The organism is Bosea vaviloviae (assembly GCF_001741865.1).
Taxonomy (GTDB): domain Bacteria; phylum Pseudomonadota; class Alphaproteobacteria; order Rhizobiales; family Beijerinckiaceae; genus Allobosea; species Allobosea vaviloviae.
Genome location: NZ_CP017147.1, coordinates 2,300,708 through 2,326,728, shown reverse-complemented (window position 1 = coordinate 2,326,728; position 26,021 = coordinate 2,300,708). Strand labels below are relative to the sequence as shown.

The 26,021-nt window shown below is 67.6% G+C and carries 27 protein-coding genes; 18 read left to right on the top strand and 9 right to left on the bottom strand.

Annotated features, from left to right (window positions below):
• Positions 1-110 precede the first annotated feature (110 nt).
• The 5 genes from BHK69_RS10855 (at position 111) to lpxK (ending at position 4,721) form a co-directional block, all read left to right on the top strand.
• Positions 111-923 (top strand): 3'(2'),5'-bisphosphate nucleotidase CysQ, encoded by an 813-nt coding sequence (locus tag BHK69_RS10855; RefSeq protein ID WP_148663373.1) that lies wholly within the window; start codon positions 111-113, stop codon positions 921-923.
• Between the two features lie 381 nt (positions 924-1,304).
• Entirely contained in the window at positions 1,305-1,541 is a 237-nt protein-coding gene (locus BHK69_RS10850; RefSeq protein WP_148663372.1) for a DUF4170 domain-containing protein, read from the top strand.
• Positions 1,542-1,654: 113 nt separating this feature from the next.
• The gene (locus BHK69_RS10845) at positions 1,655-2,404 is read left to right on the top strand and encodes a lysophospholipid acyltransferase family protein (RefSeq protein ID WP_069690109.1); all 750 of its coding nucleotides are present in this window, start codon (positions 1,655-1,657) and stop codon (positions 2,402-2,404) included.
• Positions 2,401-3,702, top strand: a complete 1,302-nt coding sequence (locus BHK69_RS10840) for a 3-deoxy-D-manno-octulosonic acid transferase (RefSeq protein WP_069690108.1) — start codon at positions 2,401-2,403, stop codon at positions 3,700-3,702. The genes BHK69_RS10845 and BHK69_RS10840 overlap by 4 nt, the downstream gene beginning before the upstream one ends.
• Positions 3,702-4,721, top strand: coding sequence for a tetraacyldisaccharide 4'-kinase (lpxK, locus tag BHK69_RS10835; RefSeq protein ID WP_069690107.1), 1,020 nt, complete (start codon positions 3,702-3,704; stop codon positions 4,719-4,721). Before BHK69_RS10840 ends, lpxK begins: the two co-directional genes overlap by 1 nt.
• Here the strand turns inward: lpxK and BHK69_RS10830 are convergent.
• Positions 4,692-4,889, bottom strand: a complete 198-nt coding sequence (locus tag BHK69_RS10830; RefSeq protein ID WP_244548464.1) for a DUF2093 domain-containing protein — start codon at positions 4,887-4,889, stop codon at positions 4,692-4,694. The genes lpxK and BHK69_RS10830 overlap by 30 nt on opposite strands.
• 315 nt (positions 4,890-5,204) lie before the next feature.
• On the opposite strand from BHK69_RS10830, the gene BHK69_RS10825 reads away from it, so the two are divergent.
• Entirely contained in the window at positions 5,205-5,963 is a 759-nt protein-coding gene (locus BHK69_RS10825) for a dienelactone hydrolase family protein (protein WP_244548463.1), read from the top strand.
• A gap of 35 nt (positions 5,964-5,998) precedes the next feature.
• On the opposite strand, the gene xseA is transcribed toward BHK69_RS10825, so the two are convergent.
• A complete protein-coding gene (gene xseA / locus BHK69_RS10820; RefSeq protein WP_069690105.1) occupies positions 5,999-7,528 on the bottom strand; it encodes an exodeoxyribonuclease VII large subunit in 1,530 nt (509 codons plus the stop codon).
• 208 nt (positions 7,529-7,736) lie between these two features.
• Here xseA and purD point away from each other — a divergent pair, with 208 nt between their 5' ends.
• From purD to BHK69_RS10790, 6 genes are all read left to right on the top strand, one after another.
• Positions 7,737-9,017: a phosphoribosylamine--glycine ligase gene (purD, locus tag BHK69_RS10815; protein WP_069690104.1), complete on the top strand. Its 1,281-nt coding sequence runs from the start codon at positions 7,737-7,739 to the stop codon at positions 9,015-9,017.
• A 58-nt stretch (positions 9,018-9,075) separates the two neighbouring features.
• On the top strand, positions 9,076-9,327 hold the full coding sequence (locus tag BHK69_RS10810) for a type II toxin-antitoxin system VapB family antitoxin (RefSeq protein ID WP_069690103.1): 252 nt from the start codon (positions 9,076-9,078) through the stop codon (positions 9,325-9,327).
• Positions 9,324-9,734 (top strand): type II toxin-antitoxin system VapC family toxin, encoded by a 411-nt coding sequence (locus BHK69_RS10805; protein WP_069690102.1) that lies wholly within the window; start codon positions 9,324-9,326, stop codon positions 9,732-9,734. The genes BHK69_RS10810 and BHK69_RS10805 overlap by 4 nt, the downstream gene beginning before the upstream one ends.
• Entirely contained in the window at positions 9,731-10,645 is a 915-nt protein-coding gene (locus tag BHK69_RS10800) for an alpha/beta fold hydrolase (protein WP_069690101.1), read from the top strand. The genes BHK69_RS10805 and BHK69_RS10800 overlap by 4 nt, the downstream gene beginning before the upstream one ends.
• 146 nt (positions 10,646-10,791) lie before the next feature.
• A complete protein-coding gene (locus BHK69_RS10795) occupies positions 10,792-11,517 on the top strand; it encodes a haloacid dehalogenase type II (protein ID WP_069690100.1) in 726 nt (241 codons plus the stop codon).
• 9 nt (positions 11,518-11,526) lie between these two features.
• A complete protein-coding gene (locus tag BHK69_RS10790; protein WP_083269246.1) occupies positions 11,527-12,405 on the top strand; it encodes a patatin-like phospholipase family protein in 879 nt (292 codons plus the stop codon).
• On the opposite strand, the gene BHK69_RS10785 is transcribed toward BHK69_RS10790, so the two are convergent.
• Entirely contained in the window at positions 12,365-13,108 is a 744-nt protein-coding gene (locus tag BHK69_RS10785) for an ArsR/SmtB family transcription factor (protein WP_069690099.1), read from the bottom strand. The two genes, BHK69_RS10790 and BHK69_RS10785, sit on opposite strands and share 41 nt — an antisense overlap.
• Positions 13,109-13,215: 107 nt before the next feature.
• Between BHK69_RS10785 and BHK69_RS10780 the strand changes: the two genes are divergently transcribed.
• Positions 13,216-13,959 carry a sulfite exporter TauE/SafE family protein gene (locus tag BHK69_RS10780; protein ID WP_069690098.1) on the top strand — a complete coding sequence of 248 codons (744 nt, stop codon included), beginning with the start codon at positions 13,216-13,218 and terminating at the stop codon, positions 13,957-13,959.
• Positions 13,960-14,119: 160 nt separating this feature from the next.
• Here BHK69_RS10780 and BHK69_RS10775 read toward each other — a convergent pair whose 3' ends face one another.
• Entirely contained in the window at positions 14,120-14,953 is an 834-nt protein-coding gene (locus BHK69_RS10775; RefSeq protein ID WP_069690097.1) for a GNAT family N-acetyltransferase, read from the bottom strand.
• On the bottom strand, positions 14,950-15,414 hold the full coding sequence (locus tag BHK69_RS10770) for a nucleoside deaminase (protein ID WP_069690096.1): 465 nt from the start codon (positions 15,412-15,414) through the stop codon (positions 14,950-14,952). The genes BHK69_RS10775 and BHK69_RS10770 overlap by 4 nt, the downstream gene beginning before the upstream one ends.
• Positions 15,415-16,256: 842 nt before the next feature.
• Here BHK69_RS10770 and BHK69_RS10765 point away from each other — a divergent pair.
• The 5 genes from BHK69_RS10765 to BHK69_RS10745 all read left to right on the top strand — a co-directional run bounded on the left by BHK69_RS10765 (position 16,257) and on the right by BHK69_RS10745 (position 20,082).
• A complete protein-coding gene (locus BHK69_RS10765; RefSeq protein ID WP_069693555.1) occupies positions 16,257-17,942 on the top strand; it encodes a pseudouridine synthase in 1,686 nt (561 codons plus the stop codon).
• A 56-nt stretch (positions 17,943-17,998) separates the two neighbouring features.
• Positions 17,999-18,559, top strand: coding sequence for a 16S rRNA (guanine(966)-N(2))-methyltransferase RsmD (gene rsmD, locus BHK69_RS10760; protein ID WP_069690095.1), 561 nt, complete (start codon positions 17,999-18,001; stop codon positions 18,557-18,559).
• 129 nt (positions 18,560-18,688) lie between these two features.
• Complete coding sequence (locus tag BHK69_RS31350) at positions 18,689-19,330, top strand: glutathione S-transferase family protein (protein WP_148663371.1); 642 nt, start codon at positions 18,689-18,691, stop codon at positions 19,328-19,330.
• 150 nt (positions 19,331-19,480) lie between these two features.
• Positions 19,481-19,744 carry a CopG family ribbon-helix-helix protein gene (locus BHK69_RS10750; RefSeq protein ID WP_069690093.1) on the top strand — a complete coding sequence of 88 codons (264 nt, stop codon included), beginning with the start codon at positions 19,481-19,483 and terminating at the stop codon, positions 19,742-19,744.
• Positions 19,741-20,082 (top strand): type II toxin-antitoxin system RelE/ParE family toxin, encoded by a 342-nt coding sequence (locus tag BHK69_RS10745; protein ID WP_069690092.1) that lies wholly within the window; start codon positions 19,741-19,743, stop codon positions 20,080-20,082. Before BHK69_RS10750 ends, BHK69_RS10745 begins: the two co-directional genes overlap by 4 nt.
• A 10-nt stretch (positions 20,083-20,092) precedes the next feature.
• On the opposite strand, the gene mutL is transcribed toward BHK69_RS10745, so the two are convergent.
• Genes mutL through BHK69_RS10725 form a run of 4 tightly spaced genes read right to left on the bottom strand, consistent with a single transcriptional unit; the run spans position 20,093 to position 25,960 of the window.
• Complete coding sequence (gene mutL / locus BHK69_RS10740) at positions 20,093-21,907, bottom strand: DNA mismatch repair endonuclease MutL (protein WP_069690091.1); 1,815 nt, start codon at positions 21,905-21,907, stop codon at positions 20,093-20,095.
• Positions 21,908-21,947: 40 nt separating this feature from the next.
• On the bottom strand, positions 21,948-23,270 hold the full coding sequence (locus BHK69_RS10735; RefSeq protein ID WP_069690090.1) for a phosphoglucose isomerase-related protein: 1,323 nt from the start codon (positions 23,268-23,270) through the stop codon (positions 21,948-21,950).
• 45 nt (positions 23,271-23,315) lie between these two features.
• Positions 23,316-24,611, bottom strand: coding sequence for a M16 family metallopeptidase (locus BHK69_RS10730; RefSeq protein ID WP_069690089.1), 1,296 nt, complete (start codon positions 24,609-24,611; stop codon positions 23,316-23,318).
• A gap of 56 nt (positions 24,612-24,667) precedes the next feature.
• Positions 24,668-25,960 carry a M16 family metallopeptidase gene (locus tag BHK69_RS10725; RefSeq protein WP_069690088.1) on the bottom strand — a complete coding sequence of 431 codons (1,293 nt, stop codon included), beginning with the start codon at positions 25,958-25,960 and terminating at the stop codon, positions 24,668-24,670.
• Positions 25,961-26,021: the final 61 nt, after the last annotated feature.

Here is a 26,021-nt window from a genome sequence, read left to right as displayed (position 1 = left end):
GCCTGTTTCATGCATGATGATTGACGGAATCTTTCGGTGCGCGAGCGTATTTTCGGCTTGTGTCCGCAAGCTCCGCATTCGATACGGAAAGCATCATGAATAGGCCCCCGATGCCCATCGCCTCAGATCTCCTGCCGGCGGTTCGCGAAAGCTGCATCGAAGCAGGCGAGATTGCGCTCGCGCTGTTTCGCCCCGGCGAGAAGACGGCGGCACGGACCTGGTCGAAGAGCGGCGGCTCGCCCGTCACCGAAGCCGATATCGGCGTCGACACCTTCCTGCGGATCCAGCTCTCGGTCCTGCTGCCCGACGCAGCGTGGCTCTCCGAGGAGACTGTCGACGATGCCCTGCGGCTGTCGCGCCGCTTCGTCTGGGTCGTCGATCCGATCGACGGCACGCGCGCCTTCATGAGCGGCTCGCCGGATTGGGCCGTCTGTGTCGCCCTGCTCGACGAGGGCGTGCCGATCCTGGGCGTGGTGCATGCACCGGCCTGCCGCGCAACCTATACCGCGATACGCGGCGCCGGGGCCTTCCTGAACGGCGCGGCGATCTCGGCTTCGCAAGTCGCGACCCTGAAGGAGGCGCGCATCGCCGGCCCCAAGCCGATGCTCGACGCACTGGCGCGGCTGGAGGCGTTCGAGCCGGCCGACAAGATCCCTTCGCTCGCTCTCAGACTCGCGCGGATCGCCGACGGCACGATCGATGCCGGACTGATCTCGCCCGACGCGCGCGATTGGGATCTCGCCGCGGCCGATCTGATCCTGAACGAGGCCGGCGGCCGCATGACCGGCGGCGAGGGCCAGCCTGCGATCTACAACCGCGAGACGCCGGTTCACGGCATGCTCGTCGCCAGCAGCAACGGCCTGGCGGAGCCGCTGCTGCGCGCCTTGCAGCGCCTGCGCGACGGACAGCCGCAGCGCATCTGACTTTCAAGCAGTCTAGAGGCTGTTATGAACCATGGGGCCGATTTGATGAGGTCAAAACGGCGGAGATGGGAGGAGCATTGCGCGGGCGATACCATCGGTATCGGCAAGCGATGCGACGCTGCAGCTCCGCCGTTTTCACCTCACCCGTAGGGCGCGGCGCTTTTGCGCGACTGCGGCGTCGTTCTTCGTAGCAAGCCGGAAGGCTTGCGTCCTCGAACTCCTGGCATTCGCGCAAAATCGCCTGCGTCAAATCGGCCCCATGGATCGCAACAGCCTCTGCGGACCGGGAATTGCAGAACGCGGGGCGTTCGGCACTCGCGCCTTCGATGTGAATGGCTTATCTGGTGCCGCAATCGGACGAACATGGCTGGAGGGATCGATATGGAACCGGAACAGAAACAGCTTCTCCATCTCGTCTTCGGCGGCGAGCTGAGCTCGCTCGAAGGCATCACCTTCAAGGATCTCGCCAAGGTCGACATCGTCGGCGTGTTCCCGAACTATGCCAGCGCCCATACCGCCTGGAAGGCGAAGGCGCAGGCGACCGTGGACCAGGCGCAGACCCGCTATTTCATCGTCCACCTGCACCGTCTGCTCGATCCCGAACCCGCCAAGTCTTGAACCTGGCAAGTCCTGAACCCATCAAGTCCTGAACCGTCAGGCTGCGACAGAAGCGGCGGCCTCCGCGGTCAGATCGCGGCCTCAATCTTCCCTTATCGGTTCAATCATCAGCAATGGGCTTTTCCCTTCTCAAGACACGCGCGGCGCAGGAGACGCTCGGCCGACTCCTGGCCGGCTATCTCAAGCTCGTGCGCCGCACGAACCGGTTCGTCGTCGAGCCGGCCGACATCTATGAGAAGGTGCGCCCCGAACTGCCATTGATCATTGCGATGTGGCACGGCCAGCACATCATGATCCCGTTCTCCCGGCCGGACTGGATGCCGGCCTGCTCCCTGGTCTCGCGCCATGGCGATGGTGGCTTCAATGCTGTCGCGTTGCGCCAGCTCGGCATCGGCGCGATCCGGGGTTCGGGCGCTCTGGGCAAGAAGATCCGGGAGAAGGGCGGCGCCAGTGCCTTCCTCGCCATGATGCGGCGGCTGGCCGCCGGCGAGACCATGGTGCTGACCGCCGACATTCCCAAGCGCGCCCGCATCGCCGGCCCCGGCATCATCGCCTTGGCCCGCGCATCGGGCCGGCCGATCCACCCGATCGCCGTCGTCACCAGCCGGCGCATCGATTTCAAGAGCTGGGACCGCGCCTCGATCGGCCTGCCCTTTGGGCGCGGTGCGATCGTCGTCGGCGAGGCGATCCGCGTCGAGCGGGAGGCGGATGAGGCGACCTGCGAGGCCGCGCGCCTTGCCCTGGAAGCCGGGCTCGATGCCGTCCATGCCCGCGCCTATGCGCTGATCGGCGCGCGCGACCCTGGCGAAGGACTGAGGCAAGCGCAGCCGGCCGCACGAGCGAGCGCGGGCAAAGCAGCATGATCGGCAAGGGTTCTATCCTGCAGAGCTACCGCGTGATCAGCGCGCTGCTCGAGCCGGCGGCGGCCGGGCTGCTGCTCTGGCGGCGGCGGCGCGGCAAGGAGGACCCGACGCGCTTTGCCGAGCGGCGCGGCTATCCCGGCGTCCGGCGCCCGGACAAGACCCTGGTCTGGCTGCATGGCGCCAGCGTCGGCGAGACGGTGACGCTGCTGCCATTGGTCGAGAAGCTGAAGCGGCGCGGACTCGCGGTGCTGGTGACCTCGGGCACGGTGACCTCGGCGAAACTGCTCGCCGCGCGGCTGCCCGCCGGCGTGATCCATCAATATCTGCCGCTCGACGTGCCGCGCTATATGCGCCGCTTCCTCGACTATTGGCGGCCGGAGCTCGGCCTGATCTGCGAGTCCGAGATCTGGCCCAATCTGATGATCGAGGCGCGCAAGCGCGCGATCCCGCTGGTCCTGGTCAATGCGCGCATGTCGGAGCGCTCCTTCAGGCGCTGGTACAAGCTGCCGCAGACCTCGCGCTATCTGCTCTCCTGCTTCGAATCCTGCCTCGCCCAGTCCCAGGGAGACGGCGAGCGCCTGGCGCAGCTCGGCGCGCCCCGGGTCAGCATCGCCGGCAATCTGAAATTCGACGTGCCCGCCCCGCCCGCCGATGCCGACACGCTGGCGATCCTCGACGGGTTGACCACCGGGCGGCCCGTCTGGATCGCGGCTAGCACCCATCCGGGCGAGGAGGAGCAGGTGATCGCGGCGCATCTCGGCCTCAAGGCGCATCTGCCGAAGCTGCTCACCATCATCGCGCCACGCCATCCCCAGCGGGGCGCCGAGATCGATGCGCTGGCGCAGGCCAATGGCGTCGCCACAGTGCAGCGCTCACAAGGCGGCATGCCGGAGCGCGATGTCGAACTCTACATCGCCGACACGGTCAACGAGCTCGGCCTGTTCTACCGGCTCTCGCAGGTGGCCTTCATCGGCGGTTCGCTCACGCCTGTCGGCGGCCATAATCCGATCGAGCCGGCCAAGCTCGGCTGCGCCCTGCTGCATGGCCCGCATGTCCATAACGCCGTCGACGTCTTCGCGGCCTTCGACCGCGGCGGCGGCGCTCGCGAGGTCGCCGACACCCAGGCGCTGGCCGGCGCGGTGCATCGCTGGCTGAGCGACCCTGCCGCGGCCCGGCAAGCGGCGCGTGCGGCGGCCCAGACCAGTCACCAGCTCGGCGGCGCGCTCAACCGCACGATGCAGACGATTGAGCCCTTGCTGATGCGTGTCGCGATCGGCCAGCGCGAGACGGCCTCCTGATGCGCTCGCCGGAATTCTGGTGGCGGCCACGCCCCGGAACGCGAGCGCGTCTGCTGCAACCTTTCGGCTGGCTCTATGGCGCGATCACGCGCCTGCGCATGTGCAGGCGCGGCGCGAATGCCGGCATCCCCGTCATCTGCGTCGGCAATTTCGTCGCTGGCGGCGCCGGCAAGACCCCGACCGCGATCGCATTGGCGGCGCTGCTGCGGAGCCTGGGCGAAACACCCTTCATGCTGACGCGCGGCTATGGCGGCGCGCTTGCCGGACCGGTCGAGGTCGAGCCGCGCCACAGCCCCCACGATGTCGGCGACGAGGCGCTGCTTCTGGCCGCTCAGGCACGCACGATCGTGGCGCGCGAGCGAGCTGCCGGCGCGGGCCTCGCCAAAAGGCTCGGCGCCAGCGTCATCGTCATGGATGACGGGCTGCAGAACCCCTCGCTCGCCAAGGATCTGAGGATCGCCGTGGTCGATGGCGCGAGCGGGGTCGGCAACGGCCTGTGCGTTCCCGCCGGGCCATTGCGGGCGCCGCTCGCCGGCCAGTTCGCGGCGACCGACGCCATCCTCATGATCGGCGACGGAGCGGCCGGAGACGCTGTGGCGCTCGCGGCGCAAATGGCGGGCCTGGAGCTGTTGCGGGCCCGGCTCGAGCCGTCGCGGGAGATGGCCTCGCGATTGGAGGGACATCCGGTCATCGCCGTCTCCGGCATCGGTCGGCCGGAGAAATTCGCCGCGACCCTTCTCGCGGCCAAGGCCAAGATCCTGTCGCAACGCGCCTTCGGCGATCACCACCCCTATAGCGCGGACGATGTCTCCAGCCTGATCGCCGAGGCGCGGACGCTGGGCTGCCTGATCGCGACGACCGAGAAGGACATGACCAAGCTCGGCCCGCTCTGGCCCGAGACCGAGCGGAAGCGGCTCGTCGTCGTCCCGGTCGCGCTCGTCTTCGAGGATCCGGCGCGCCTTGCGGGCCTGGTGGGGAGCGTGTTGCCCTCAGCGGCGGCCGGCGCGGCGCAGCCTTAATTGCACGGCCTCGGGCGAGACATAGGCTTCCTGCCACTCGACCGACCAGTAACGCAGATCGTCGAGACGGATCGGCGCGCCCGTTACCGCGCAGCGCACGAAGGCACCTGGCCGCACGACGCGAAACTCGCCATGGCCGTAGTCGATGGCGGCCTCTGGTCCAGGCATCGGGGGACGTTCGCTGATATTCATCTCGAATGCATCGAAACCGTTGATCGGAAAACGGATTATCGAAATAATCCTGACTCTGTGATAGCGTGCCCGTCGATGATGTCCAGCTTGATGCGTCTCCTCGAGAACCTCGCCTTCCGACGCTTCCGTCCGCGAGCGTCAAACCTGATCGATTCTAAAAGTTCAGAGCATTGCTCACGCGAAAGGCCGGCACTCCCTTTTTCGCGCAATGGATCGGAAATTGTTCTCGCAGCCCTGACCGGAGCTGCGCTGCTTCTGTCTTCGGCCGCTTCGGCAGGCGGTTACGAGCATGTGCGCATTCCCAACGACGATGGGCAGATCGACGCCGTGCTCTACAGGCCGGAGGGGCCGGGACCGTTTCCAGCTGTCGTGGCGCTGCATGGTTGCAATGGTTTATGGCGCGACAACGGCACATTGTCGCTGCGGCATTCCGACTGGGGCGAGCAACTCGCGCAAGCCGGGCTGATGGTCCTGATACCCGACAGCTACGGCTCGCGCCGGCTCGGCTCGCAATGCGGCGTCAAGGACGTGACCGTGCGCCCGAGCCGGGAGCGCGTCGCCGATGCGGCCGCCGCACGGCGCTGGCTGCAGACGCGTGAGGATGTCCGGGCGGACATGATCGCATTGATGGGCTGGTCGGGCGGCGGATCGGCCGTCTTGGCGGCGATCCGCAAGGACCGGCGGCCGGCCGACGGCAAGCCGGATTTCGTCCGCGCCATCGCCTTCTATCCGAGCTGCCGCCTGCAATCGGAATCGGCGAGCTTCGCCGCGAGGCTGCCGGCGCTGATCCTGATGGGCGAGGCCGACGACTGGACGCCGCCCGCTCCCTGTGACTTCCTGGCGAAAGCCGCGCAGGCACGCGGTGAAAAGGTCGATCTCGTGATCTATGCCGGCGCCCTGCACGATTTCGACCATCCGCGCCTGGAGGTGAAGGAGCGCTCCGACATCGCCTATTCGGCGACGGGGACGGGCAAGGCCATGGTCGGCACCAACCCCGCTGCGCGCGAGGATGCGATCAAGCGCGTGAAGGCGTTCCTGAAGGGGCTCTGATCCCCCGAAGCCCCGCTCCACAATACGCAGCCTAGCTAAAACAGATCTCCCTGCCCCGCCTTCGGCGTCTCCTTGCGCGGCGGGCGCGCGGGCCGGGGCGGCGGTGCGCCCCCTCCTCCCGAGACCGTGACGGCGAAGCGGCCATCGCTGACCTGAACGGTCAGGCCCTGGCCGGCATGCGCCTGCGCGACACCACGCACCAGCCCTCCGGCGTCATCGCGCACCAGCGCATAGCCGCGCGCCAGCACGGAGTCAGGCCCCAGCGAACGCATCAGCGCCCAGAGCGAACCGAGCCCGTCGCGGCGGCGCGTGACGCCCTGGGCAAAGGCGCGGCGAGAGCGCTGCGCGAGATCGCCGACGCGCTCCGCCGCCCGCGCAACCCGCAATCTCTCCGCGCGCAGCAAGGCATCGCGGCCGGCGCGCAAGCGGTTCGACAAGCCATCAAGCCTGGCCGCATAGCCGGCTAGGCGCGCGGACGGCGAATGCCGGTTAAGCCGCTGCGCCAAACCAGCCAGGCGCGTTTCATGAGCCCGGGCATTGCGCGCCAGCGCCGGCGCGAGCCGCGTCGCCGCGAGATCCAGCCGCTGGCGGGGGCCCGACAGCACCGCCTCCGGCGCGGGCAAGGCGCGGGCGAGCGCGCGCAGATCGCTGCGGCGGCGGTCGGACAGGCGGCGCATTGCGCCGGCCTGCCGACGCGAGAGATCAGCGACCAGGCTCATCAACTCGGCGCGAACCGGCACGACCTTTTCGGCCGCGCCTGTGGGCGTCGGCGCGCGCAGATCGGCAGCATGATCGATCAAGGTCCAGTCGGTCTCGTGGCCGACAGCCGAGACGAGCGGGATCTGCGAGGCGGCTGCCGCGCGCACCACCGCCTCCTCGTTGAAGCCCATCAGGTCTTCGAGCGAGCCGCCGCCGCGCGCGACGATGATGACGTCGGGACGCGGGATGCGCCCGCCTTGGGGCAACGCATTGAAACCGGCGATCGCCGCGGCGACCTCGTTGGCGCTGGTATCACCCTGCACGCGCACCGGCCAGACCAGGACATGGCGCGGAAACCGGTCCTCCAGCCGGTGCAGGATATCGCGGATGACGGCGCCTGTCGGCGAGGTGACGACGCCGATGACACCAGGCAGATAGGGAATGAGCTGCTTGCGCGCCTCATCGAACAGGCCTTCCGCCGCGAGCTTCTTGCGGCGCTCCTCCAGCAATGCCATCAGCGCGCCGACGCCGGCAGGCTCCAGCGAGTCGATGATGATCTGGTAGCTCGACTTGCCGGCGAAGGTGGTGATCTTGCCGGTGGCGATGACCTCCAGCCCCTCCTGGGGCCGCGTCTTCAGCCGGCCGAAGACGCCCTTCCAGATCACCGCATCGATCTTGGCGTTCTGGTCCTTCAGCGAAAAATAGACATGGCCGGAGCCGACCGGGCCGCGATAGCCCGAGATCTCGCCGCGCACGCGCACAAAGCCGAAGGCGTCCTCCAATGTGCGCTTGAGCGCACCCGACAGGTCGGAAACCGACCATTCCGGCGTGTTGGAGGGTTTTACGTCAGGCGATTCGCTATCCATGGCGCGACCATAGCGACGTGGATGGCCGAGCAGAAGCGTTGCCGTCTGCGCGCCCGGCGGCTATTGCCGCCTTCAGATCTCAGATCCGGAACCAGTGCGGGTCATCCCAGGTCTCGCGGAGCTTGCCACCGGGCCGGCTGAAAGCCGGACCGGGCGGGTCGCCCGGGATGACGACGGTGGACGGATGTCCGCACGCAAGGAGACCACGATGAACATCCTTTTGATCGGTTCGGGCGGACGCGAGCATGCGCTGGCCTGGGCGATATCGGGTTCGCCGCTCTGCGACCGGCTCTACATCGCGCCGGGCAACCCCGGCACCGCGCAATGCGGCGAGAATGTCGTGCTCGACATCGCCGACCATTCGGCTGTCGCGGCCTTCTGCAAGCTGCATGGCATCGGTCTCGCCGTTATCGGCCCGGAAGGCCCTCTGGTCGACGGCATTGCCGATGATCTCATCGCCGCGGGCATCAAGACCTTCGGCCCGTCCAAGGCCGCAGCCCAGCTCGAAGGCTCCAAGGCCTTCACCAAGGAGCTCTGCGCCGAATTCGGCATCCCAACGGCCGGCTTCGGCCGCTTCACCGATGCGAACGAGGCCAAGGCCTATGTCGCGAGCCAGGGCGCGCCGATCGTGATCAAGGCCGACGGGCTCGCCGCCGGCAAGGGCGTGGTCATGGCGGAGACGCTGGCCGAGGCGAGCGAGGCCATCGACATGATGTTCTCGGGCGGCTTGGGCGCGGCCGGCGCCGAGGTCGTGATCGAGGAGTGGATGATCGGCGAGGAAGCGAGCTTCTTCGCGCTCTGCGATGGTGCGCATGCCATCGCGATGGCTTCAGCCCAGGACCACAAGCGCGTCGGTGACGGCGACACCGGCCCCAATACCGGCGGCATGGGCGCCTATTCGCCCGCCCCGGTGATGACGCCGGCGCTGGAAGAGCAGGTGATGGCCGAGATCATCCGGCCGACGCTGGCCGGCATGATCGCGCGTGGCATCCCGTTCAAGGGCATTCTCTATGCCGGCCTGATGATCACGGCGCAGGGGCCGAAGCTGATCGAATACAATGTCCGCTTCGGCGATCCTGAATGCGAGGTGCTGATGCCGCGCCTGAAGAGCGACATCGTGCCGGCCCTGCTCGCCTCCTGCGACGGCGTGCTCGATGCGTTCGACCTGCGCTGGTCGGATGAGGCGGCGCTGACCGTCGTGCTCGCGGCGAAGGGCTATCCGGCCAGGCCCGAAAAGGGCAGCGTGATCAAGGGCGTCGAGAAGGCCGCGGCGCTGGACGATGTGCTCGTCTTCCATGCCGGGACGAAGCAGACGGCCACCGACCTCGTCGCCGATGGCGGGCGGGTGCTGAACGTCGTCGGCCTCGGCAAGACTGTCAGCGAGGCGCAAGGACGCGCCTATGCGGCGGTCGCTCTCATCGACTGGCCGGGCGGCTTCTGCCGTAGCGACATCGGCTGGCAGGCGGTGAAGCGCGAGCGCGAAGGCTGACAAACTCCCGCGAAGCGTATATATTGGAAGGTGACCGATATATACACCGGAGATTGCCATGGCGGTGCTGATCAAGGATGCGGAAGCTGACCGCGTCGTGCGTCGGTTGGCAGCACGTACAGGAGAAACGATCACAGAGGCCGTTCGAATCGCGGCAGAAGAGCGGTTGGCGCGACTGCCTGAAGCCACCGGCAGGATTGATCGGGTCGAACTCGATCGTGTTCTGGCGCGCATCCGATCCTACCCCATCACGGATGAACGGACGCCCGATGAAATTCTCGGATACGACGAGATGGGCTTGCCATCGTGATCGTTGTCGATAGTTCGGCCGTCATCGCTTTTGCGTTTGGGGAGCCCGAAGCCGACGCCTTCTACGATATCCTGACGAAAGCCGCTGCGAGTATCTGCTCGCCTGTCACATTCGCAGAATGCGCGATGGTTCTGGTTGGCAAACAGGCAGCGATGCCGATGACCGATGTCACCGCTCTTTTTAGGACGCTCAAGATCGAACAGGCCGGGCTCGGCAGCGATCAAGGGTTACTCACCGCCGAAGCCTTCCTCCGCTTCGGTCGGGGACGTCATCCCGCCAAGCTCAACATGGGCGACTGCTTCTCCTACGCTCTTGCCAAATCCTTGCATGCCCCCCTGCTCTATAAGGGCGAGGATTTCGCCAAGACCGACATCGCCTCCGCGATGGCGCCAGGAGTTAAGCCATGAGCAATCTCGACTCCCTCTTTCCCGGCTTCAAGGCGCATTGGATCGACGGGCCGGTCGGCAGGATCTTCGCCCGCGTCGGCGGCGAGGGGCCGCCGGTGGTGCTGATCCACGGCTTTCCGCAGACCCATGCCGAATGGCACAAGCTCGCGCCGGAACTCGCCAAGACGCACACCGTCATCTGCCCGGATCTGCGCGGCTATGGCTGGTCGGCAGCGCCCCATGGCGATGGCGGCAAGGAGACCTACAGCAAGCGCGGCATGGGCGAGGACATCGTCGCGGTGATGCAGGCGCTCGGGCATGTCCGCTTCGCCGTCGTCGGGCATGATCGCGGCGCGCGCGTCGGTTACCGCCTGGCGCTCGACCACCCCGGCCGGGTCGAGCGTCTGGCCCTGCTCGACATCCTGCCGACGGTCTCGATGTGGGAAGGCATGAATGCGGAGCGCGCCATGCAGGTCTATCACTGGACCTTCCTGGCCCAGCCCGAGCCTGTGCCGGAGAACCTGATCAAGGCCGATCCGCTCGGTTGGCTCGACCATACGATCGCGAGCTGGACCCGCGCCAAGGACCTCAAGCACTTCGACCGGCTCGCCCTCGCCTCCTATGGCGAATCCTTCAACGATCCCGCCCGCATCCATGCAGCCTGCGAGGATTACCGCGCCGGCGCGACGACCGATCTCGCCCAGGACCAGGCCGATTTCGCTGCGGGCAAAAAGATCCTCTGCCCCGTGCTGGCGCTCTGGGGCGAGGCCGGCATCCCGGCCAAGGGCGCAAGCCCGCTGGAGATCTGGCGCACGACCTTCGCCCCGCAGGCGGAGGGTTTGGCGGTCGATAGCGGCCATTTCCTGCCCGAAGAGAACCCTTCAGCCACGCTCGCGGCCCTGCTTCCGTTTTTGTCCAAGCCCGCCGCCTGACCGGCTTGCGAGGAATGGCGGGGCGGCGCCGGTTCAGGGTTCCCGCCCCGGCATCACTGCCTTACCGCATCGGCTGTCCCGAAAACCGGTTCCCACTTTTCGGGCCGATGCCCTAACCTCCGCCGCATTCCGATCAGGAGCTTTCGATGAAACTGACCGATTTCAAAGCCCTGACCTTCGATTGCTACGGCACGCTGATCGACTGGGAGAGCGGGATGGTCGCGGCGCTGCAGCCGCTCGTCAGCAAGGCCGCGCGGCCGCTGAGCCGTAATGACGTGCTCGAGGCCCATGCCCGGCACGAATCGCGCCAGCAATTGCAGACGCCGGGCAAGCTCTACCGGGAGCTTCTCGCCGTGGTCTACAAGCGGCTGGCGGAAGAATGGAACGTGGCGGTCAGCTGGGAGGAGTGCCTGGCTTACGGCCGCTCGGTCCGCGACTGGCCGGCTTTCCCCGACACAGTCGAGGCGCTGCGCGAACTCAAGCAGCACTATCAGCTCGTCATCCTGTCCAATGTCGACAACGAATCCTTCGCCTTCAGCAATGCCAAGCTCGGCGTGGCGTTCGATGCGATCTACACAGCCGAGGATATCGGCAGCTACAAGCCGGCCGCTGCCAATTTCGACTACATGCTGACCGCGCTCGCCGATCGCGGCATCGCCAAGACGGACATCCTCCACACGGCCGAGAGCATGTTCCACGACCACAAGCCGGCGAATGCGAGCGGCCTCGCCTCCTGCTGGATCTATCGGCGCCATGCCGATGAGGGGTTTGGCGCCACGATGAACCCGGGCGCAATGCCGCATTACGATTTTCGCTTCACCAGCCTTGGCGATCTCGCGGCGGCGGTGAAGGCCGAGGCGGGCTGCGCCTGAGGCGCCGGCATGTCGCAACCAACCTCACCGCTGCCGTCCTCGCCGGCCTCTGGCGAGCCCGAGCTCGAGCTCTTCTTGGTGCTCGGCGCGGGCGGGGCGCGGGGCTTGAGCCATATCCCCGTGCTGGAGGCGCTCGATGAGCTCGGCGTCAGACCTGCTCTGATCGCCGGCTGTTCGATGGGCGCGATCGTGGGTGCCGCCTATGCGGCGGGCCTCTCGGGCAAGGAGCTGCGCGAGCATGTCGCGCTGACCTTCCGCGACCGCGCCCGGGTGATCGCAAGGCTGCTCGACGCCCGCATCGGCAAGTTCACCGATTTGATGCGCGGGCTCGGCAACCCCGTGCTGATCGACGGCGAGCGCATGCTCGACCTGTTCTGGCCGGAAGCCGTGCCCGACCGCTTCGATCAACTACAGATCCCCTTCGCGGCGCTCGCCACCGACTATCATCTCCATGCCGAGGTCCTGCTGCGCGACGGGCCACTGACGCCAGCGGTCGCGGCTTCGCTGGCGATACCGGGCTTGATCCGGCCGGTCGTCATCGACGGCCATGTGCTGATCGACGGCGGCGCGATCAATCCCCTGCCCTATGACCGCCTGCTGGCGCCGGGCCGCATCGTCATGGCTGTCGACACCAGCGCGCCCGCAACCGTCAGCGAAACGCGCATCCCCGAGCCGCTGGAAGCGATGCTCGGCGTCAGCCAGATTCTGACGCGGACGATCGTGCAGCGCATGGTCGAACGTCAGCCGCCCGATATCCTGATCCGCGCCGGCGTCGACGGCATCGGCGGGCTCGACTTCTTCAAGGCGCAAGCGATCCTGGAAGCGTCCGAGCCGATCAAGGACGAGGTCAAGCGAAGACTGTCTCAGGCGCTCGAACGGCGGGGCTGACAGCCTCCGGTTCGTCGCAGCGGAAGCCCGGCAGCGCGGCGCCCAAGGCTGCCCTGCCCTCTTCGGTCAGGACCACGGCGCGGCTGTCCTTCTTGCGGCGCACCCAGCCCGTCTCGAAGCAGCGACAGGCCAGAGCGGCGGCAAGGCTTCCGGCGAGATGCGGCTTGCGCTCGCTCCAGTCGAGGCAGGGGCGCAAGGCGGCGCGACGGCTCTTCGGCTGCTCGGAATTGACGCCGAGCGCGGCAAAAACCGCCTCGCCGGAGACGCTGAGACCATAGCCGCCATCGGCAACGTTCAGATGCCCGCCCGCGACGAGCGCGTCATGGATGCCAATGCCCAACCGGCCGGCAAAATGATCGTAGCAGGTGCGGCCCCGGCTCAACTCCTCGCCGACGCGCGAAGGCAAGCGGCGGTTGGTGGGCTGCGTGCCGGCCAGCACCATCAGCCCTTCCAGCGCGGTCGCGACCTCGGCGCTCGCCAGCCGGTAATAGCGATGGCGCCCCTGCGCGGCGACGCCGAGCAGGCCGCCCTGCATCAGCTTGGCGAGATGGCCGCTCGCGGTCTGCGGTGCGACGCCCGCGAGATAGGCCAGTTCCTTGGCGGTCAGCGCCCGCCCATCCATCAGCGCGTGCAGCATGTTGGCGCGGGCCGGGTCTCCCATCAGATGGGCGATCTCGGCGAGATAAGGACCATGCGTGCTCATGCGGGCATCTTGCTCCTCCGCACGAGCGAGACCAAGCCGGAATGCTACGGCCGCGACCGTAGTATCGGGCGGCGACAGGATGCGACAACAATGCCAGAAAACCGGCCATGGAAAACCTGCACCTCATCCTCTTCATCGCGGCGACCTTCCTGCTTGCCGGCTTCGTCAAGGGCGTCATCGGGCTCGGCCTGCCGACCATCGCAGTCGGCATTCTCGGCGTGGTGATGGCGCCCGCCCAGGCCGCGGCCCTGCTGGTCATGCCCAACCTCGTCACCAATGGCTGGCAGATCGCGACCGGCGCCGGGCTGAAAACCATCCTGCTTCGGCTCTGGCCGATGCTGGCGGGCATCTGCATCGGCACCTGGGCCGGCGCAGGCCTGCTGCAGCAGCAGAAGGACGGCTCGGCCACGCTCTGGCTCGGCAGCGCGCTGGTGCTTTATGCGCTGGTCGGCCTGAAGGCCGCCAAGCTGCGCGTACCCGCCCACACTGAGCGCTGGCTCGGCCCCATCATCGGTATCGCGACCGGCGTCGCGACCGCCGCCACCGGCGTCTTCGTGCTGCCGGCCGTGCCCTATCTGCAGGCGCTCGGCCTCGACAAGGATGAGCTGATCCAGGCGCTCGGCATCTCCTTCATCGTCTCGACGCTGGCCTTGTCCTTCGGGCTGGTCGGAGCCGGCGCCTTGAATATGGGCGTCGCCTGGCACTCGCTGCTGGCGTTGGCGCCGGCGCTGGCCGGTCAAGCGGCCGGAACGGCGATCCGCACCCGGATTTCCGCCGCGACCTTCAAGATGTGCTTCTTCGCGGGACTGCTGGCGCTGGGCTGCTATCTGGTGATCAGGGCCCTTGGCTGAGCGCGGCTTGCGCTTCCCGAGCCCCCGAATTCGGGGGCTGATCAGGGCGATCGAGCCGTCATTGCGAGCGCAGCGAAGCAATCCAAGGGGATGTCGAGCGCTACGGCTCTGGATTGCTTCGCTACGCTCGCAATGACGTGAGAGGCGATCGCGAAAGTCTCTAACCGAGCTCCAGCGTGGTCACGCCGAACACTTCGGGCGCGAGCGGGATCGGTTCGCCCCGATACATGCGCGTCGTTTCGAATCCGGGCCGAAGCCCTGCATCCGTCAACAGATCGATGAATTGCCGACGCGCGGCGGGCACGTCGATGAAGACCTCGCCTTCGACGGAGGCTGCCAGATGCGAAACCTGCGCCGCAGCGGTCGCGTCATCCAGCGCCGACAATCCGCCGATCTTCCAGCCCGCGCGGCATTTGCGCATCACGCCATAGCCTGTGACCGCGCCCTGCGAGGTCGCGACGCAAGCAAGATGTGGCGGCGCGAGCCAGCGCGCGAGAAAGGCCTCCCGCGGCGCCGGAAAGCTCCTGCGATCGAAGGCCATGACTTGCGGCAAGAGCTCGGGGGTGACGATGCTCAGCTCCCGTCGCTCCACCGGCGCGCCGGCGAGGACGCCACCAAACCGGATGGTGCGGTGGGCCGGCGCAAAGCCTTTCCGACGGTAATTCTCGAATTGCTCATCGACCCCGTCGAGCCCGATCGTGCGCCCCGCGAGCCGCGCCATGCCGACATCCCAGACGGCTTTGCCATGGCCCAGGCCACGCCTGTCCTCGCGGCTGATATAGAGCCCGATGAAACCATAGCTCGCCCCATAGGCGACGGCCGCGATGGCGGCGACCATCTCGCCATCGACGAAGGCACCGATGAACCCCTCGGGGTCGCTCGCCTGGAACGCTGCGGCATCGTCGAGGCCTGGATTCCAGCCCTCAGTGGCGGCCCAGCCGATAAGCTGCTTGACCTCGGCCAATGCAAGCGTGCGGATGAGGCGCTCGCTCATGACCGCTTCGCCCTGAAGAACTCCCGCAGCATCCCCGCCGCCTCGCTCTCGCTCAAGCCGCCATAGACCTCCGGCGCATGGTGACAGGTCGGGCTGGCATAGAGCCTGACCCCGTTCTCGACCGCACCGCCCTTGGGGTCGCCTGCGCCGAAATAGAGCCGGCGGATGCGGGAAAAGGAGATCGCGGCGGCGCACATCGGGCAAGGTTCGAGCGTGACGTAGAGATCGCAACCGATCAATCGCTCGCTGCCGATTTCCTCGCAAGCCAGGCGCAACGCCAGCATCTCGGCATGGGCGGTCGGGTCCTTCAGCTCCAGGGTGCGGTTTCCCGCGCTCGCCAGCACGACGCCTTCGCGCAGGACCACCGCCCCGACAGGAACCTCGCCGCGCGCGGCGGCCGCACGCGCCTCCATCAGGGCGAGCGCCATGCCGTCCACGCCATTTGCCTTCGCCTGCACCATCAAAAACCCTGCTTTACCGCTCGCGAGCGGCAAGGCGCTCTGCTACAAGCGCCGGCTATCAGTCAGCGTTCCGTCCGGCTCGATTGTGCCGGTCGGGGACGCGCGCGACATCAAATATTTGAGCATCGGCCTTTCGCGAAAGTGCATTCCACTTCTGCGGACCATGCTTCGGAGCGATCATGAGCGACGACAACAACCAGAAAAGCCGTGGCCCGCGCAAGGGCGGCGGCGCCGGCGGCCGCGGTGGCGGCCAGGGCGGCGGCCAAGGTGGCGGCAAAGATGGCGGCTCTCGCGGCGGCGGTTTCGGACGCGATGGCGCGGGTCGCGGGCCTGCGCGCTCCGGCTCAGCCAGTGGCGAGCGCAAGCCGTTCCGCAGCCGCCCCGAGGGTGGCGAGCGCCCGGCCCGGGCCACCTCCGAGGGTGGCGACCGCCCCCAGCGTCGTTTCGACAAGCCGGCCGGCCAACGCGATGGTGCTCCGCGCCCGCCGCGCGCCGGTGGCGAGCGTACGTTCCGGGCCAGGCCCGAGGGCGAGCGCGCGCCCTATCGTGAGCGCAGCAGCGAAGATCGCCCGAGCCGCAATGCCAGCAGCGTGACTGAGCGGCCCTTCCGCGCCAGGCCCGATGGCGAACGCAGCGCGAGCCGGCCACCCCGCGAGGCCGGCGATAGGCCGTTCCGCACTAGGGCCGACGGCGAGCGCAGCTCCAGCCGCCCGCCGCGCGATGGCGCCGCACCGCGTGGCAAGAGCTTCGGCGGCAAGAATCTGGGCAACAAGAGCTTTGGCCAGCGTGACGATAAGCGTTTCGAACGGCCGCGCCGTGAAGACGCCGCCGCCGAGCCCAAGCTGCTCACTTCGCTTGCCGCGCAGGAGCCCGAGCGCATCGCCAAGGTGATGGCGCGGGCCGGCGTCGCCTCGCGTCGCGACAGCGAGGCGATGATTGCGGAAGGCCGCGTCAGCGTGAACGGCAAGGTGCTGGAAAGCCCGGCACTCGATATCGGCCCCAATGACGTCGTTCTGGTCGATGGTGAGCCCTTGCCGGCGCGCGAGCGCACGCGGATGTGGCTCTATCACAAGCCACGTGGGCTGGTGACGACGAACCATGATCCGGAGGGGCGGCCGACCGTATTCCACTCGCTGCCGGAAGAGCTGCCGCGCGTGCTCTCGATCGGCCGGCTCGACATCAACACCGAAGGCCTGCTGCTGCTCACCAATGACGGCGGTCTCGCGCGCATGCTGGAGTTGCCCGAGACGGGCTGGCTCAGGCGCTACCGCGTGCGCGCCTTCGGCTCCGTGACGCAGGACAAGCTCGACACGCTGCGCGACGGAGTGACGATCGAGGGCGTGAGTTATGGCCCGATCGTCGCCCGCTTCGAGCGCCAGCAGGGCTCGAACACCTGGCTCGTGGTCGATCTGCGCGAAGGCAAGAACCGCGAGGTCAAGACGGTGCTCGAGCATCTCGGCCTCGACGTGAACCGATTGATCCGGGTCTCGTTCGGCCCGTTCCAGCTCGGCGATCTGCCCGAGGGCGAGGTCGACGAGATTCGCTCGCGCGTGCTCAAGGACCAGCTCGGCGAGGATCTGATCGCGCGGGCCGGCGTCGATCTGGAGGCGCCGCGCCGCGACGAGATGCCGGCGGCGCCCCCGCGCGCGCCCAGCGGCGACGACCGGCCGCGCCGGCGTGAGGCAGGCGACCGCGAGGGCAAGCCCGAGCGGGAGCGCTGGCAGAGCGACGCCGTGCGCACGCCTTCCAAGGATGACCGCAGCGAGAAGCCTTGGAAACGCACTGTTTGGCGCGATGCCGAGGCGGAGCCGCAGCGCGAGCGCAAGGCTCCGCCGCGCCGTGGCGCCGATCCCAAGATCGAGCGCCAGACGCGCGAGGCTACCGGCGAGGTGGTCCGCCGCCGCGACAAGGCGATCGAGGATCCCAATGGCCGCCGCGTGCTGGTTGAACGCGTCAGCGCCGCGCCCCGCGAGGAAAGAGCTTCCCGCGCGGAGCGCCCGGCCCGCGAGGGCGTCAATCCCAAACGCCGGCCCGACCGCCTGCCACGCAGCGAGCGCGGCGCGGCCGGGGGGCGTCCGCCACGCACACAGGAGGGCGCGAGCAGCAGCGAACGCCCGGTCCGCCGCCCGCGCGAGGAGGCCGGCGGCCGCGACCGCGCCTCCGAGCGTCCCTGGCAGGATGTGGCACCGCGCCAGGATGCGGCGCCACGCAGCGAGCGTCCCGAACGCGCGCCCCGAGACGGCAGCGAGCGCCCCGCGCGCCGATTCACCGAGCGCAGCGGCGATGAGCGTCCGCGCGGCCGCAGCTTCGGTGACAAGCCGGGCGGCGCGCCCAAGAGCTATGCCGCGCGCTCAAGCGAGCGGCCGGCTGGTCGTAGCGCGGGCGGCGAGCGCAGCGGCGGCAAGCCGTTCGGGGGTAAACCTTCCGGGGGCCGCCCCTTCGGCGGCAAGCCCGGTGGCGGCGGTCGCCCGGGTGGCGGCGGCAAGGGTCCGCGCCCAGGCGGTGCCGGGCGCGGCAAGCGTGACTGAGGCAAACGTGGCTGAGGCAAGGGCGACTGAGGCAAGGGCGACTGAGGATTGAAGCGATGAGGATCGTCGGCGGACGCTTCGGCGGGCGACCGCTCGCCGGCCCCAAACCAGGGATCGGGACCATCCGCCCGACCTCTGACCGTTTGCGGGAATCGCTCTTCAACGTGCTCGCTCACGCCTATGACGACGTGGTCGAGGGCGCGCGCGTGCTCGATCTCTTCGCCGGCACGGGCGCGATGGCGTTCGAGGCGCTCTCGCGCGGAGCGGAGTTCGCATTGCTGGTCGATGACGGCACCGAGGCGCGCGGCTTGATCCGCGAGAACCAGATGAATCTCGGCCTCGCCGGCCATAGCCGCGTCTTCCGCCGCGACGCTACAAGGCTCGGCCCGGCGAGCCCGATGCCGCCCTTCGGGCTGGTGTTCTGCGACCCGCCCTATCGCAAGGGCCTGGGCGAAAAGGCGCTCGTCTCGGCCCAGCAAGGCGGCTGGCTGACGCAGGACGCGCTCATCGTGCTGGAAGAGGCGGCGGGCGTGGAGATCGCCGTGCCGGAGGGCTTCGCCGTGGTCGAGCGCCGTGACTATGGCGAGACGCAGGTGGTTCTGTTGCGGCTGGGATAGGATATCAGCCCGCAGGGTCGATCTTGTGCCAGAAGCTGAAGCGCTTCATCCTGTGGGCGCAACTTGACCTCCTCCAGGTCAGTCCTCAGGAAAAGCGAGCTTGAGGCCGTCTCGGATTGCGAGGTCTGGATGCTGCGACTTCATTATTACCCCGGCTTTATCAGCCTCGCCGCCCATATTGTTCTTGAAGAAATCGGCGCTGAATACGAACTTTCGTTCGTCAATTTGCACAAAGGTCCGAGCAGCAATCCATCCTATCGCGCCCTGCACCCAGATGGGCTCGTGCCTGTGCTGGAAAGCGATGGCCTGGTTCTCTACGAGAGCACTGCCATCATCCTTCATTTGCTTGAGTTGAAGGGAGGAGCAACGCTTATACCTGCGCAGGGTAGTGTGCTCAGGCCGCAGTTTTACAAATGGCTCATGTGGCTTGCGACCGCGCCGCACGCGAACCTGTCGCTCTACCTGCACCCCAACAAGGTCGCCGTCTCCGTCGAGGCTCAGGCGGAGATCAAGCAGGCCGCAGAGCAGCGCGTGAATAGCCAGTTCGATCGCCTGGAAGACGAACTGGCGCGTCATGGCGGCCCATGGTTCCTTGGTGATACTTACTCGGCTGTCGACGCCTACTTGTTCACCCTCGCGCGCTGGTCTCGCGGCATGCCCCGGCCCGCCACCAGCCGATCGCATTTGGGCGCGTATTTGCGACGCGTGATCGAGCGACCAGCCGTTCAGCGTGCCCTTGCACAAGAACACATACCGCAGCCATGGCTATGAGACCGAGGCATTCGGCGCAGAAGGCGTCGGCTACGGCGCCATGATTCTGGCGAGACCCAGGTGGTTCTGCTGCGGGTGGGGTGATGCGTCGCGTTTCGCTTTGACTCTCCCCCTCGGTGTGATACGCTGTATTACAAGGAGGATAGAGCCATGAGCACTCCCGAATTGTCGGAGCCGATTTCACTTCGGCTTCCAGCCAGCGTTCTCGCCGATATCGAAAAGATCGCCGCCGCTTCAGAACGGACCCGCAGTTGGATCATGGTTCGGGCCTTGCGCCGATATCTGGCCACCGAAGGGGCTGAAATTCTGGACGCGATCGAAGGCCGAGCGCAAATCACCGGCGGACAAGGCCATGACATCGACGACGTCATTGGTGAGATCGAGAGGATCATTCGCCCGGGCAAGGCTGCGTGAAGCGCGTCCTGCTGGCGCCGAAGGCAAGGTCGTTCCTGCTTTCGGAGGCCAGCTATCTGCGAGACCATAATCCGCGTGCCGCCGAGCGCTTTCTCGAACGCATGCGCGAAGCCCGACGCTCCCTGGCTCGCTTCGACCAGCTTGGCTTCGCCCATGACGCGCTGCCGATCAACGGTATCCGCCGCCTGATCGTCGGCGACTATGTCCTCGATTATTTTCCGGGCGACACGGTCATGATCGTCGCGATCCGGCACGCCCGGCAAAGCGAGGTCCCAATTCCCACTGACGACATTGCCGATTTTGAATCCCCGCGTCCTCCGAAACTTGGCGAGGACTGAGCGCTACCCCTCACCGCCGCCCGAACAGCTTCTCGATATCGGCGAGCTTCAATTCGACATAGGTCGGCCGGCCATGGTTGCACTGGCCTGAATTGGGCGTGACCTCCATCTCGCGCAGCAGCGCGTCCATCTCCTCGGGCCGCAGCCGCCGGCCAGCGCGCACCGAGTTGTGGCAGGCCATCGTCGCCAGCACATGGTCGAGCCGGCGCTCCAGCGAGCCCGGAATCGAGGAGATTTGGCCGTGCTCGGCCAGCGCATCGGCGACATCGCGCACGAGCTTCTGGAGATTGCCGCCGGCGAGCTGGCTTGGTGCCTCACGAACCAGCACGGCGCCGGGCCCGAAAGCCTCGATGCCCAGCCCCAGCGTCGCCAGTTCGTCGGAGGCCGCATTCAGGCGATCGGCATCGACGGGGTCGAGTTCGACGACCTCCGGCAGCAGCAGCGCCTGCCGGGCGATACCCGATTTCGCCCGTTCAGCCTTCAACCGCTCATAGACCAGCCGCTCATGGGCGGCATGCTGGTCGACGATGACGACGCCTTCGCGTGTCTGGGCAACGATATAGGTCTCGTGCAATTGCGCCCGGGCCGCGCCGAGCGGTCGGTCGAGTGCATCGGGAGCGGGCTCTGCCGCATGCGCGCGGGCATCGGCAGAGGGCGCAGCGAAGCTCTCGAAGCCCGCCTGGGCCGCCTCGCCGAAGCCGGCCGCAAGCCTGGGCCAGGCCGGCGTCTCGGGAAAATGCGGGCGCGGAATGGAAGCACTGCCATTGCCCGCGAACACTGCGCGAAAGGCCTCCAGCGTCCGCGCGCCGCCGGTCGTGGTGGCGCGATGGCCGGCCTCGGCCAGAGCCGCCTTCAGTCCGGAGACGACAAGGCCGCGCACCAGGGCTGGATCGCGGAAGCGCACCTCGCTCTTGGCCGGGTGGACGTTGACGTCGACGAGACGCGGCTCGCAGGCGACATCGAGAAACAGCACCGGATGCCGATCCGAGGGTACGACATCGGCATAGGCGCCGCGTACGGCCGAGAGCAGCAGCTTGTCGCGCACCGGCCGGCCGTTCACCGCCAGATGCACCCCGGCCGAGGTGCCGCGATGGAAGGTCGGCAAGCCGGCAAAGCCCGTAACGTGGAAGCCCTCGCGCGCCACATCCAAAGGCAGCGCGTTCTCAGGGAAATCGCGCCCGAGCCCGCGCGCCAGCCGGCGCAGCATGCCGTCTTCACCATGGGCCTCCGCCGGCCAGTCGAAACCGGTGACATGATCGCCATCGAGCGCGAAGCGGATCGTCGGATGGGTGATGGCGAGCCGACGCAGCATCTCCGAGACGGCCTGCGCCTCGGCGCGGTCGCTCTTCAGGAATTTGAGCCGCGCCGGAGTGAAGGCGAAAAGATCGCTCACCTCGATGCGCGTCCCTGCCGCCGCAGCGACCGGCCGCACCACGCCCTTTTCACCGGCCTCGACCACGAGCCCATGGCCATGGGGGGAATCATGCCGGCGGGTCGCGATTGAAAGCCGCGCAACCGAGCCGATCGAGGGCAACGCCTCGCCGCGAAAACCCAGCGACGTGATCGCGAAAAGGTCGCCATCGGGCAGTTTCGAGGTGGCGTGGCGTTCGACGCACAGCGCCAGATCCTCGGGCGACATGCCGGAGCCGTCATCGATGACACGGATCAATTCGCGCCCGCCAGCCGCGATCGTCACCGAAATCGCGCGCGCGCCGGCATCGATCGCGTTCTCGACCAGCTCCTTCACGGCAGCCGCCGGCCGCTCGATCACCTCGCCGGCGGCGATGCGGTCGACGAGAACGGGATCGAGGCGGCGAACGGTCATGAATAGCCCAGCAGGAGAAGACCGGGCGCAGGCCGATTCGTCAGCTGCGCCCCTCGGCAAGATAGCGCTTGGCGAGGAGTTTTGCTTCCTCGACCGCCGGCTGGTCGAACGGGTCCACACCCATGGCATAGCCGGTCAGGACCGTCTCGAGCATGAAGTGCATCAGCACCTCGCCATGAATGGTCTCGTCGATCTCATCGACATGGAAGCGGCGCACCGAGCAACCGTTCCGGGCGAAGGTGTCGATCATCGCGACGCCCTGAGCGGCCACGAGATCGCCGATCGTCTTGCCGGCGAAATCGTCCTGGCCGATCTTGCCGGCAAGTTCGGCATCGATCCTGGGACCCTTGCCCTTGGCGCCGACCGTCAGCACCGTGAAGAACTTGTCCTTCGGGCCGGCGAGATAGAGCTGCTGCTGCGAATGCTGATCGACCGGGCCGAGCGCGCCGACAGGCTGCGTGCCTTGCCCGTCCTTGCCCAGGCTTTCGGCCCAGAGCTGCATCCACCAGCGCGTCAGCAGCGCGAATTTGTCGGCATAGGGCATGAGAACAGCGATGTTCTTGCCGGAGCGCATCGCGGCGAGATGCAGCGCCGCACCGACCGCAGCCGGCGTCTCGCGCACGCTCTTGCCCGCCAGGACCGGCGCCACGGCCTTGGCGGCGCCAGCACGCAGAGCCTCGATGTCGAGACCGAGCGCGGCGGCCGGCAACAGGCCGCAATTGGTCAGCACCGAATAGCGCCCGCCGACCCCGGTATGGTGCTCGAGGAACGGCACGCCGAAGGGCTCCAGCAGCGCGCGCAGCGGATGCAGCTTGCCCGAGGTCGCCGGCTCGGACAGGCCCTGGAAACGCTCACCGATCTCGGCATCGCTGAAGCCTGCGGCGCGCAGGGCGCTGATCACCGTGATGCTCTGCAGCAGGGTCTCGCCGGTGCCGCCCGATTTCGAGATGGCGACGAATTTCGTCGTCTTGAACGGCAGCTTGGCGAGCAGCTCCGAATAGGTGTCGGGGTCGAGATTGTCGATGAAGTGGACGCGCGGCTCGGGCGCGAAGCGCGACAGGCCGGAGATGCCGTAATCGGCGAGCTGCGCCAGCGTCTGGCCGCCGAGGCTGGAGCCGCCGGTGCCGAGCACGAGAATGTCGGTCGCGCCCGCCTTGAGGCGCTTCGCTGCGGCATGGACCGGCGGCAGATCGGCCGTGTCGGCGGGCAAGCCGAGCAGCGGCAGCGAATGATCGCGCGCCTGGCCCTGCAGCCGCACCAATGCGGGAGCAAGATCAGCCAGCGCCTGCTCGAAAGCGGCATCGGGAATGCCGCCCTTGCCGACGCCGGATTCGAGCGCGAGATCGAAGCTTTGCTGCAGCATGGTGATGAGGTCCGTCGCTGTGCCTAAGGAAAAGGACGAGAGGGTTCAGACGAGGCCGACCGGCCGGCCGACGGCCTGCACCAGCAAGCGCGGATCGCCGAACAGACGCTTGGCCACGCGGCCGATATCGGCGAGCGTGACCTCGGCGAAGAGCCGGTTGCGCTCGCTCAGGAACTCCGGCTCGAAGCCATTGACCGCGAGGCTGAGCAATTCGGCGGCGATCTTGGGCGAGGTGTCGAAGCGCAGCGGATAGGAGCCGATGATGTAGCGCTTGGCCTCCTCGACCTCATGCTCGCTCGGCCCCTCATTGGCGAGCTTGGCCATCTCCTCGCGGATGACGGCAAGCGATTCCGCCGCGCGGTCGTTGCGCGTCGCGGTGCCGCCGACGAGCATGGCGCTCTCGCGCAGGGGCAGCAGGCTGGACGAGACGCCATAGGCGAGGCCACGCTTCTCGCGCACCTCGAGGAAGAGGCGGGAGGTGAAGGCCGAGCCGCCGAGGATATGGTTCAGCACGCTGCCCGCGATGAAACCGGGATCGTTGCGCATCAATCCCGGCCCGACGAAGCGCAGCACGGTCTGGGGCACGTCGAGATCGATGACATGGGTCTGGCCCAGCCCCTGGATCGCCAGCGGCGAGCCCGGCAAAGCGCGCGGCTTGCCTTCCGGCAAGGCGCCGAAGACCTGGTCGAGACGCTGCGCCAACTCGTCGGCGGTGATGTCACCGACCACGACGATCTTGAGGCCGCCGCGGCTGAGCAGATCGCGGGTGAGCGCCTTCAGCCCTGCCGCCTGCAGTTTCGAGACGCTGTCGATATCGCCCTTCTCGGGCCGGCCATAGGGGTGTCCGGGATAGGCCGCCGCATAGAGCGCATTGCGGCAGAGCGTCTCGGGGTTCTGCGCCTGGCGCTGCAGTCCGGCGACGATCTGCGACTTCACCCGCGTGACCGCATCGGCATCGAAACGCGGCGCGTTGAGCGCCAGCGCCAGCAATTCGAAAGCGGTGTCGCGATGGCGCGACAGGGTCTGGAGCTGGCCGTGGAAATCGTCGCGGCGCGCGTCGAAGCCGAGGCTGATCGCATGATCTGCCATCTTGCCCTGGAAGGCCTCGGCATCGAGATCGCCGGCGCCTTCGTCGAGCAGGCCGGAGATCATATAAGCGCTGCCGGTCCCGTTCGCGGGGTCGCGGGTCGCGCCGCCGTCGAAGGCGAAGTCGATCGCGATCAGGGGCAGGCTATGCTCTTCGACCAGCCAGGCCTCGACGCCGGCAGCGGAGCGGACTTTCTGCACCGCGACGGAAGGGCCAGCGATCGCGGAATGGGCAACGGGGATGGGCGCGTTCATGTCGCTTCCTGAAAACGGGACGTGACGTCCCGCCCGGTTGAAAGGAGGGCAGACGGTCAGGCGACCGGCAGCAAAAGGCCGGTGACCGAACGGTCGGGCCGGAGATAACGGCGCGCCGCCTCGACGACCGCCTCGCGCGGAACCGCCTCGATGCGCTCTGGCCAGGTCAGCACATCCTCGACGGTCTCGCCGACGGCAAGCGAGGCCCCAAAGATGCGGGCGAGCGAAGACTGGCTGTCGCGGGCGAAGATCGTCTCGGCAACGAGCCGCGTGCGGGCGCGCGTCAGCTCGACCTCGCTGGGCCCCTCCGCCAGGAAGGTCGCGAGTGCGGCATCGAGGCCGGCTTCGAGCACGGCCATCTCCACGCCCGGTCGCGGGCTGGTCGAGACCTGGAAAGCCGAGCGATCGACCATCGAGCCCATGAAATAGGCGCTGGCGCCGGCAGCAAGCTCCTGCTCGACGCAGAGGCTGCGATAAAGTCGCGATGTGGTGCCGCCGCCAAGGATCTCTGCAGCGATCTCCAGCGCGAAGACCTCGGTCCGATCACCGCTGAGATAGGTCGGCGTCAGCCAGCCACGGCGCAGCGAAGGCTGGTGCACGCGCGGATCGCTCAGCGTGACGCGCCGCGCCGCGCGCGGATCGGGCTCGGCTGGGCGCTTGCGGGAAGGGGTCTCGCCGCGCGCTGCAATCTGGCCATAGGTCGCCTCGGCGAGCTCACGCACCTCGTTGCCCTCGACATCGCCGGCAACGACCAGGATCGCGTTCTCAGGGGTGTAGAAGCGCTGGTAATAGGCGAAGGCGTCGTCGCGGTTCAGCTCCTCGATCTCGTGCTCCCAGCCGATGATCGGCGTGCCGTAGGGGTGATGCACGAACAGCGCCGCGGAGAACTCCTCGCTGAGCTGAGCCGCCGGATCGGAATCGACGCGCATGCGGCGCTCTTCGAGCACGACGTCGCGCTCGGGCCCGACGACGCTCTCGTCGAAGGCGAGCCCGGTCATCCGGTCGGCCTCGTAATCCATCATGGCGCGCAAGTGCTGCTTCGGCACGCGCTGGAAATAGGCGGTGTAGTCGTAGGAGGTGAAGGCGTTCTCCTGCCCGCCGAAGCCGGCGACGATCTTGGAGAACTCGCCAGCCGGCCAGCGGGCCGTGCCTTTGAACATCAGATGTTCGAGGAAATGGGCGATGCCGGACTTGCCAGCCGGGTCATCGGCCGAGCCGTTGCGGTACCAGACCATATGGGTGACGACCGGGGCGCGATGGTCGGGCACCACCACGACCTCCAGGCCGTTGCCGAGCCGAAACGACTCGACAGGCGCACTCATGCGGGTCGGCGGGATATGGATCGTCATCGCGGGACCGTGGGTTGGCGGCGGGTTATCAAACCCATATAGGCCGCCATCCCTCGGAGAA

Bases quoted from the DNA above. Each gene is read 5' to 3' on its own strand.
- mutL (WP_069690091.1), bottom strand. From the start codon at position 21,907: ATGACCGTTCGCCGCCTCGATCCCGTTCTCGTCGACCGCATCGCCGCC.
- BHK69_RS10840 (WP_069690108.1), top strand. From the start codon at position 2,401: ATGATCGGCAAGGGTTCTATCCTGCAGAGCTACCGCGTGATCAGCGCG.
- BHK69_RS10800 (WP_069690101.1), top strand. From the start codon at position 9,731: ATGAGCAATCTCGACTCCCTCTTTCCCGGCTTCAAGGCGCATTGGATC.
- BHK69_RS10810 (WP_069690103.1), top strand. From the start codon at position 9,076: ATGGCGGTGCTGATCAAGGATGCGGAAGCTGACCGCGTCGTGCGTCGG.
- BHK69_RS10750 (WP_069690093.1), top strand. From the start codon at position 19,481: ATGAGCACTCCCGAATTGTCGGAGCCGATTTCACTTCGGCTTCCAGCC.
- purD (WP_069690104.1), top strand. From the start codon at position 7,737: ATGAACATCCTTTTGATCGGTTCGGGCGGACGCGAGCATGCGCTGGCC.
- lpxK (WP_069690107.1), top strand. From the start codon at position 3,702: ATGCGCTCGCCGGAATTCTGGTGGCGGCCACGCCCCGGAACGCGAGCG.
- BHK69_RS31350 (WP_148663371.1), top strand. From the start codon at position 18,689: ATGCTGCGACTTCATTATTACCCCGGCTTTATCAGCCTCGCCGCCCAT.
- BHK69_RS10775 (WP_069690097.1), bottom strand. From the start codon at position 14,953: ATGAGCGAGCGCCTCATCCGCACGCTTGCATTGGCCGAGGTCAAGCAG.
- BHK69_RS10790 (WP_083269246.1), top strand. From the start codon at position 11,527: ATGTCGCAACCAACCTCACCGCTGCCGTCCTCGCCGGCCTCTGGCGAG.
- xseA (WP_069690105.1), bottom strand. From the start codon at position 7,528: ATGGATAGCGAATCGCCTGACGTAAAACCCTCCAACACGCCGGAATGG.
- BHK69_RS10795 (WP_069690100.1), top strand. From the start codon at position 10,792: ATGAAACTGACCGATTTCAAAGCCCTGACCTTCGATTGCTACGGCACG.
- BHK69_RS10855 (WP_148663373.1), top strand. From the start codon at position 111: ATGCCCATCGCCTCAGATCTCCTGCCGGCGGTTCGCGAAAGCTGCATC.
- BHK69_RS10780 (WP_069690098.1), top strand. From the start codon at position 13,216: ATGGAAAACCTGCACCTCATCCTCTTCATCGCGGCGACCTTCCTGCTT.
- BHK69_RS10785 (WP_069690099.1), bottom strand. From the start codon at position 13,108: ATGAGCACGCATGGTCCTTATCTCGCCGAGATCGCCCATCTGATGGGA.
- BHK69_RS10850 (WP_148663372.1), top strand. From the start codon at position 1,305: ATGGAACCGGAACAGAAACAGCTTCTCCATCTCGTCTTCGGCGGCGAG.
- rsmD (WP_069690095.1), top strand. From the start codon at position 17,999: ATGAGGATCGTCGGCGGACGCTTCGGCGGGCGACCGCTCGCCGGCCCC.
- BHK69_RS10735 (WP_069690090.1), bottom strand. From the start codon at position 23,270: ATGCTGCAGCAAAGCTTCGATCTCGCGCTCGAATCCGGCGTCGGCAAG.
- BHK69_RS10770 (WP_069690096.1), bottom strand. From the start codon at position 15,414: ATGGTGCAGGCGAAGGCAAATGGCGTGGACGGCATGGCGCTCGCCCTG.
- BHK69_RS10845 (WP_069690109.1), top strand. From the start codon at position 1,655: ATGGGCTTTTCCCTTCTCAAGACACGCGCGGCGCAGGAGACGCTCGGC.
- BHK69_RS10830 (WP_244548464.1), bottom strand. From the start codon at position 4,889: ATGCCTGGACCAGAGGCCGCCATCGACTACGGCCATGGCGAGTTTCGC.
- BHK69_RS10730 (WP_069690089.1), bottom strand. From the start codon at position 24,611: ATGAACGCGCCCATCCCCGTTGCCCATTCCGCGATCGCTGGCCCTTCC.
- BHK69_RS10725 (WP_069690088.1), bottom strand. From the start codon at position 25,960: ATGACGATCCATATCCCGCCGACCCGCATGAGTGCGCCTGTCGAGTCG.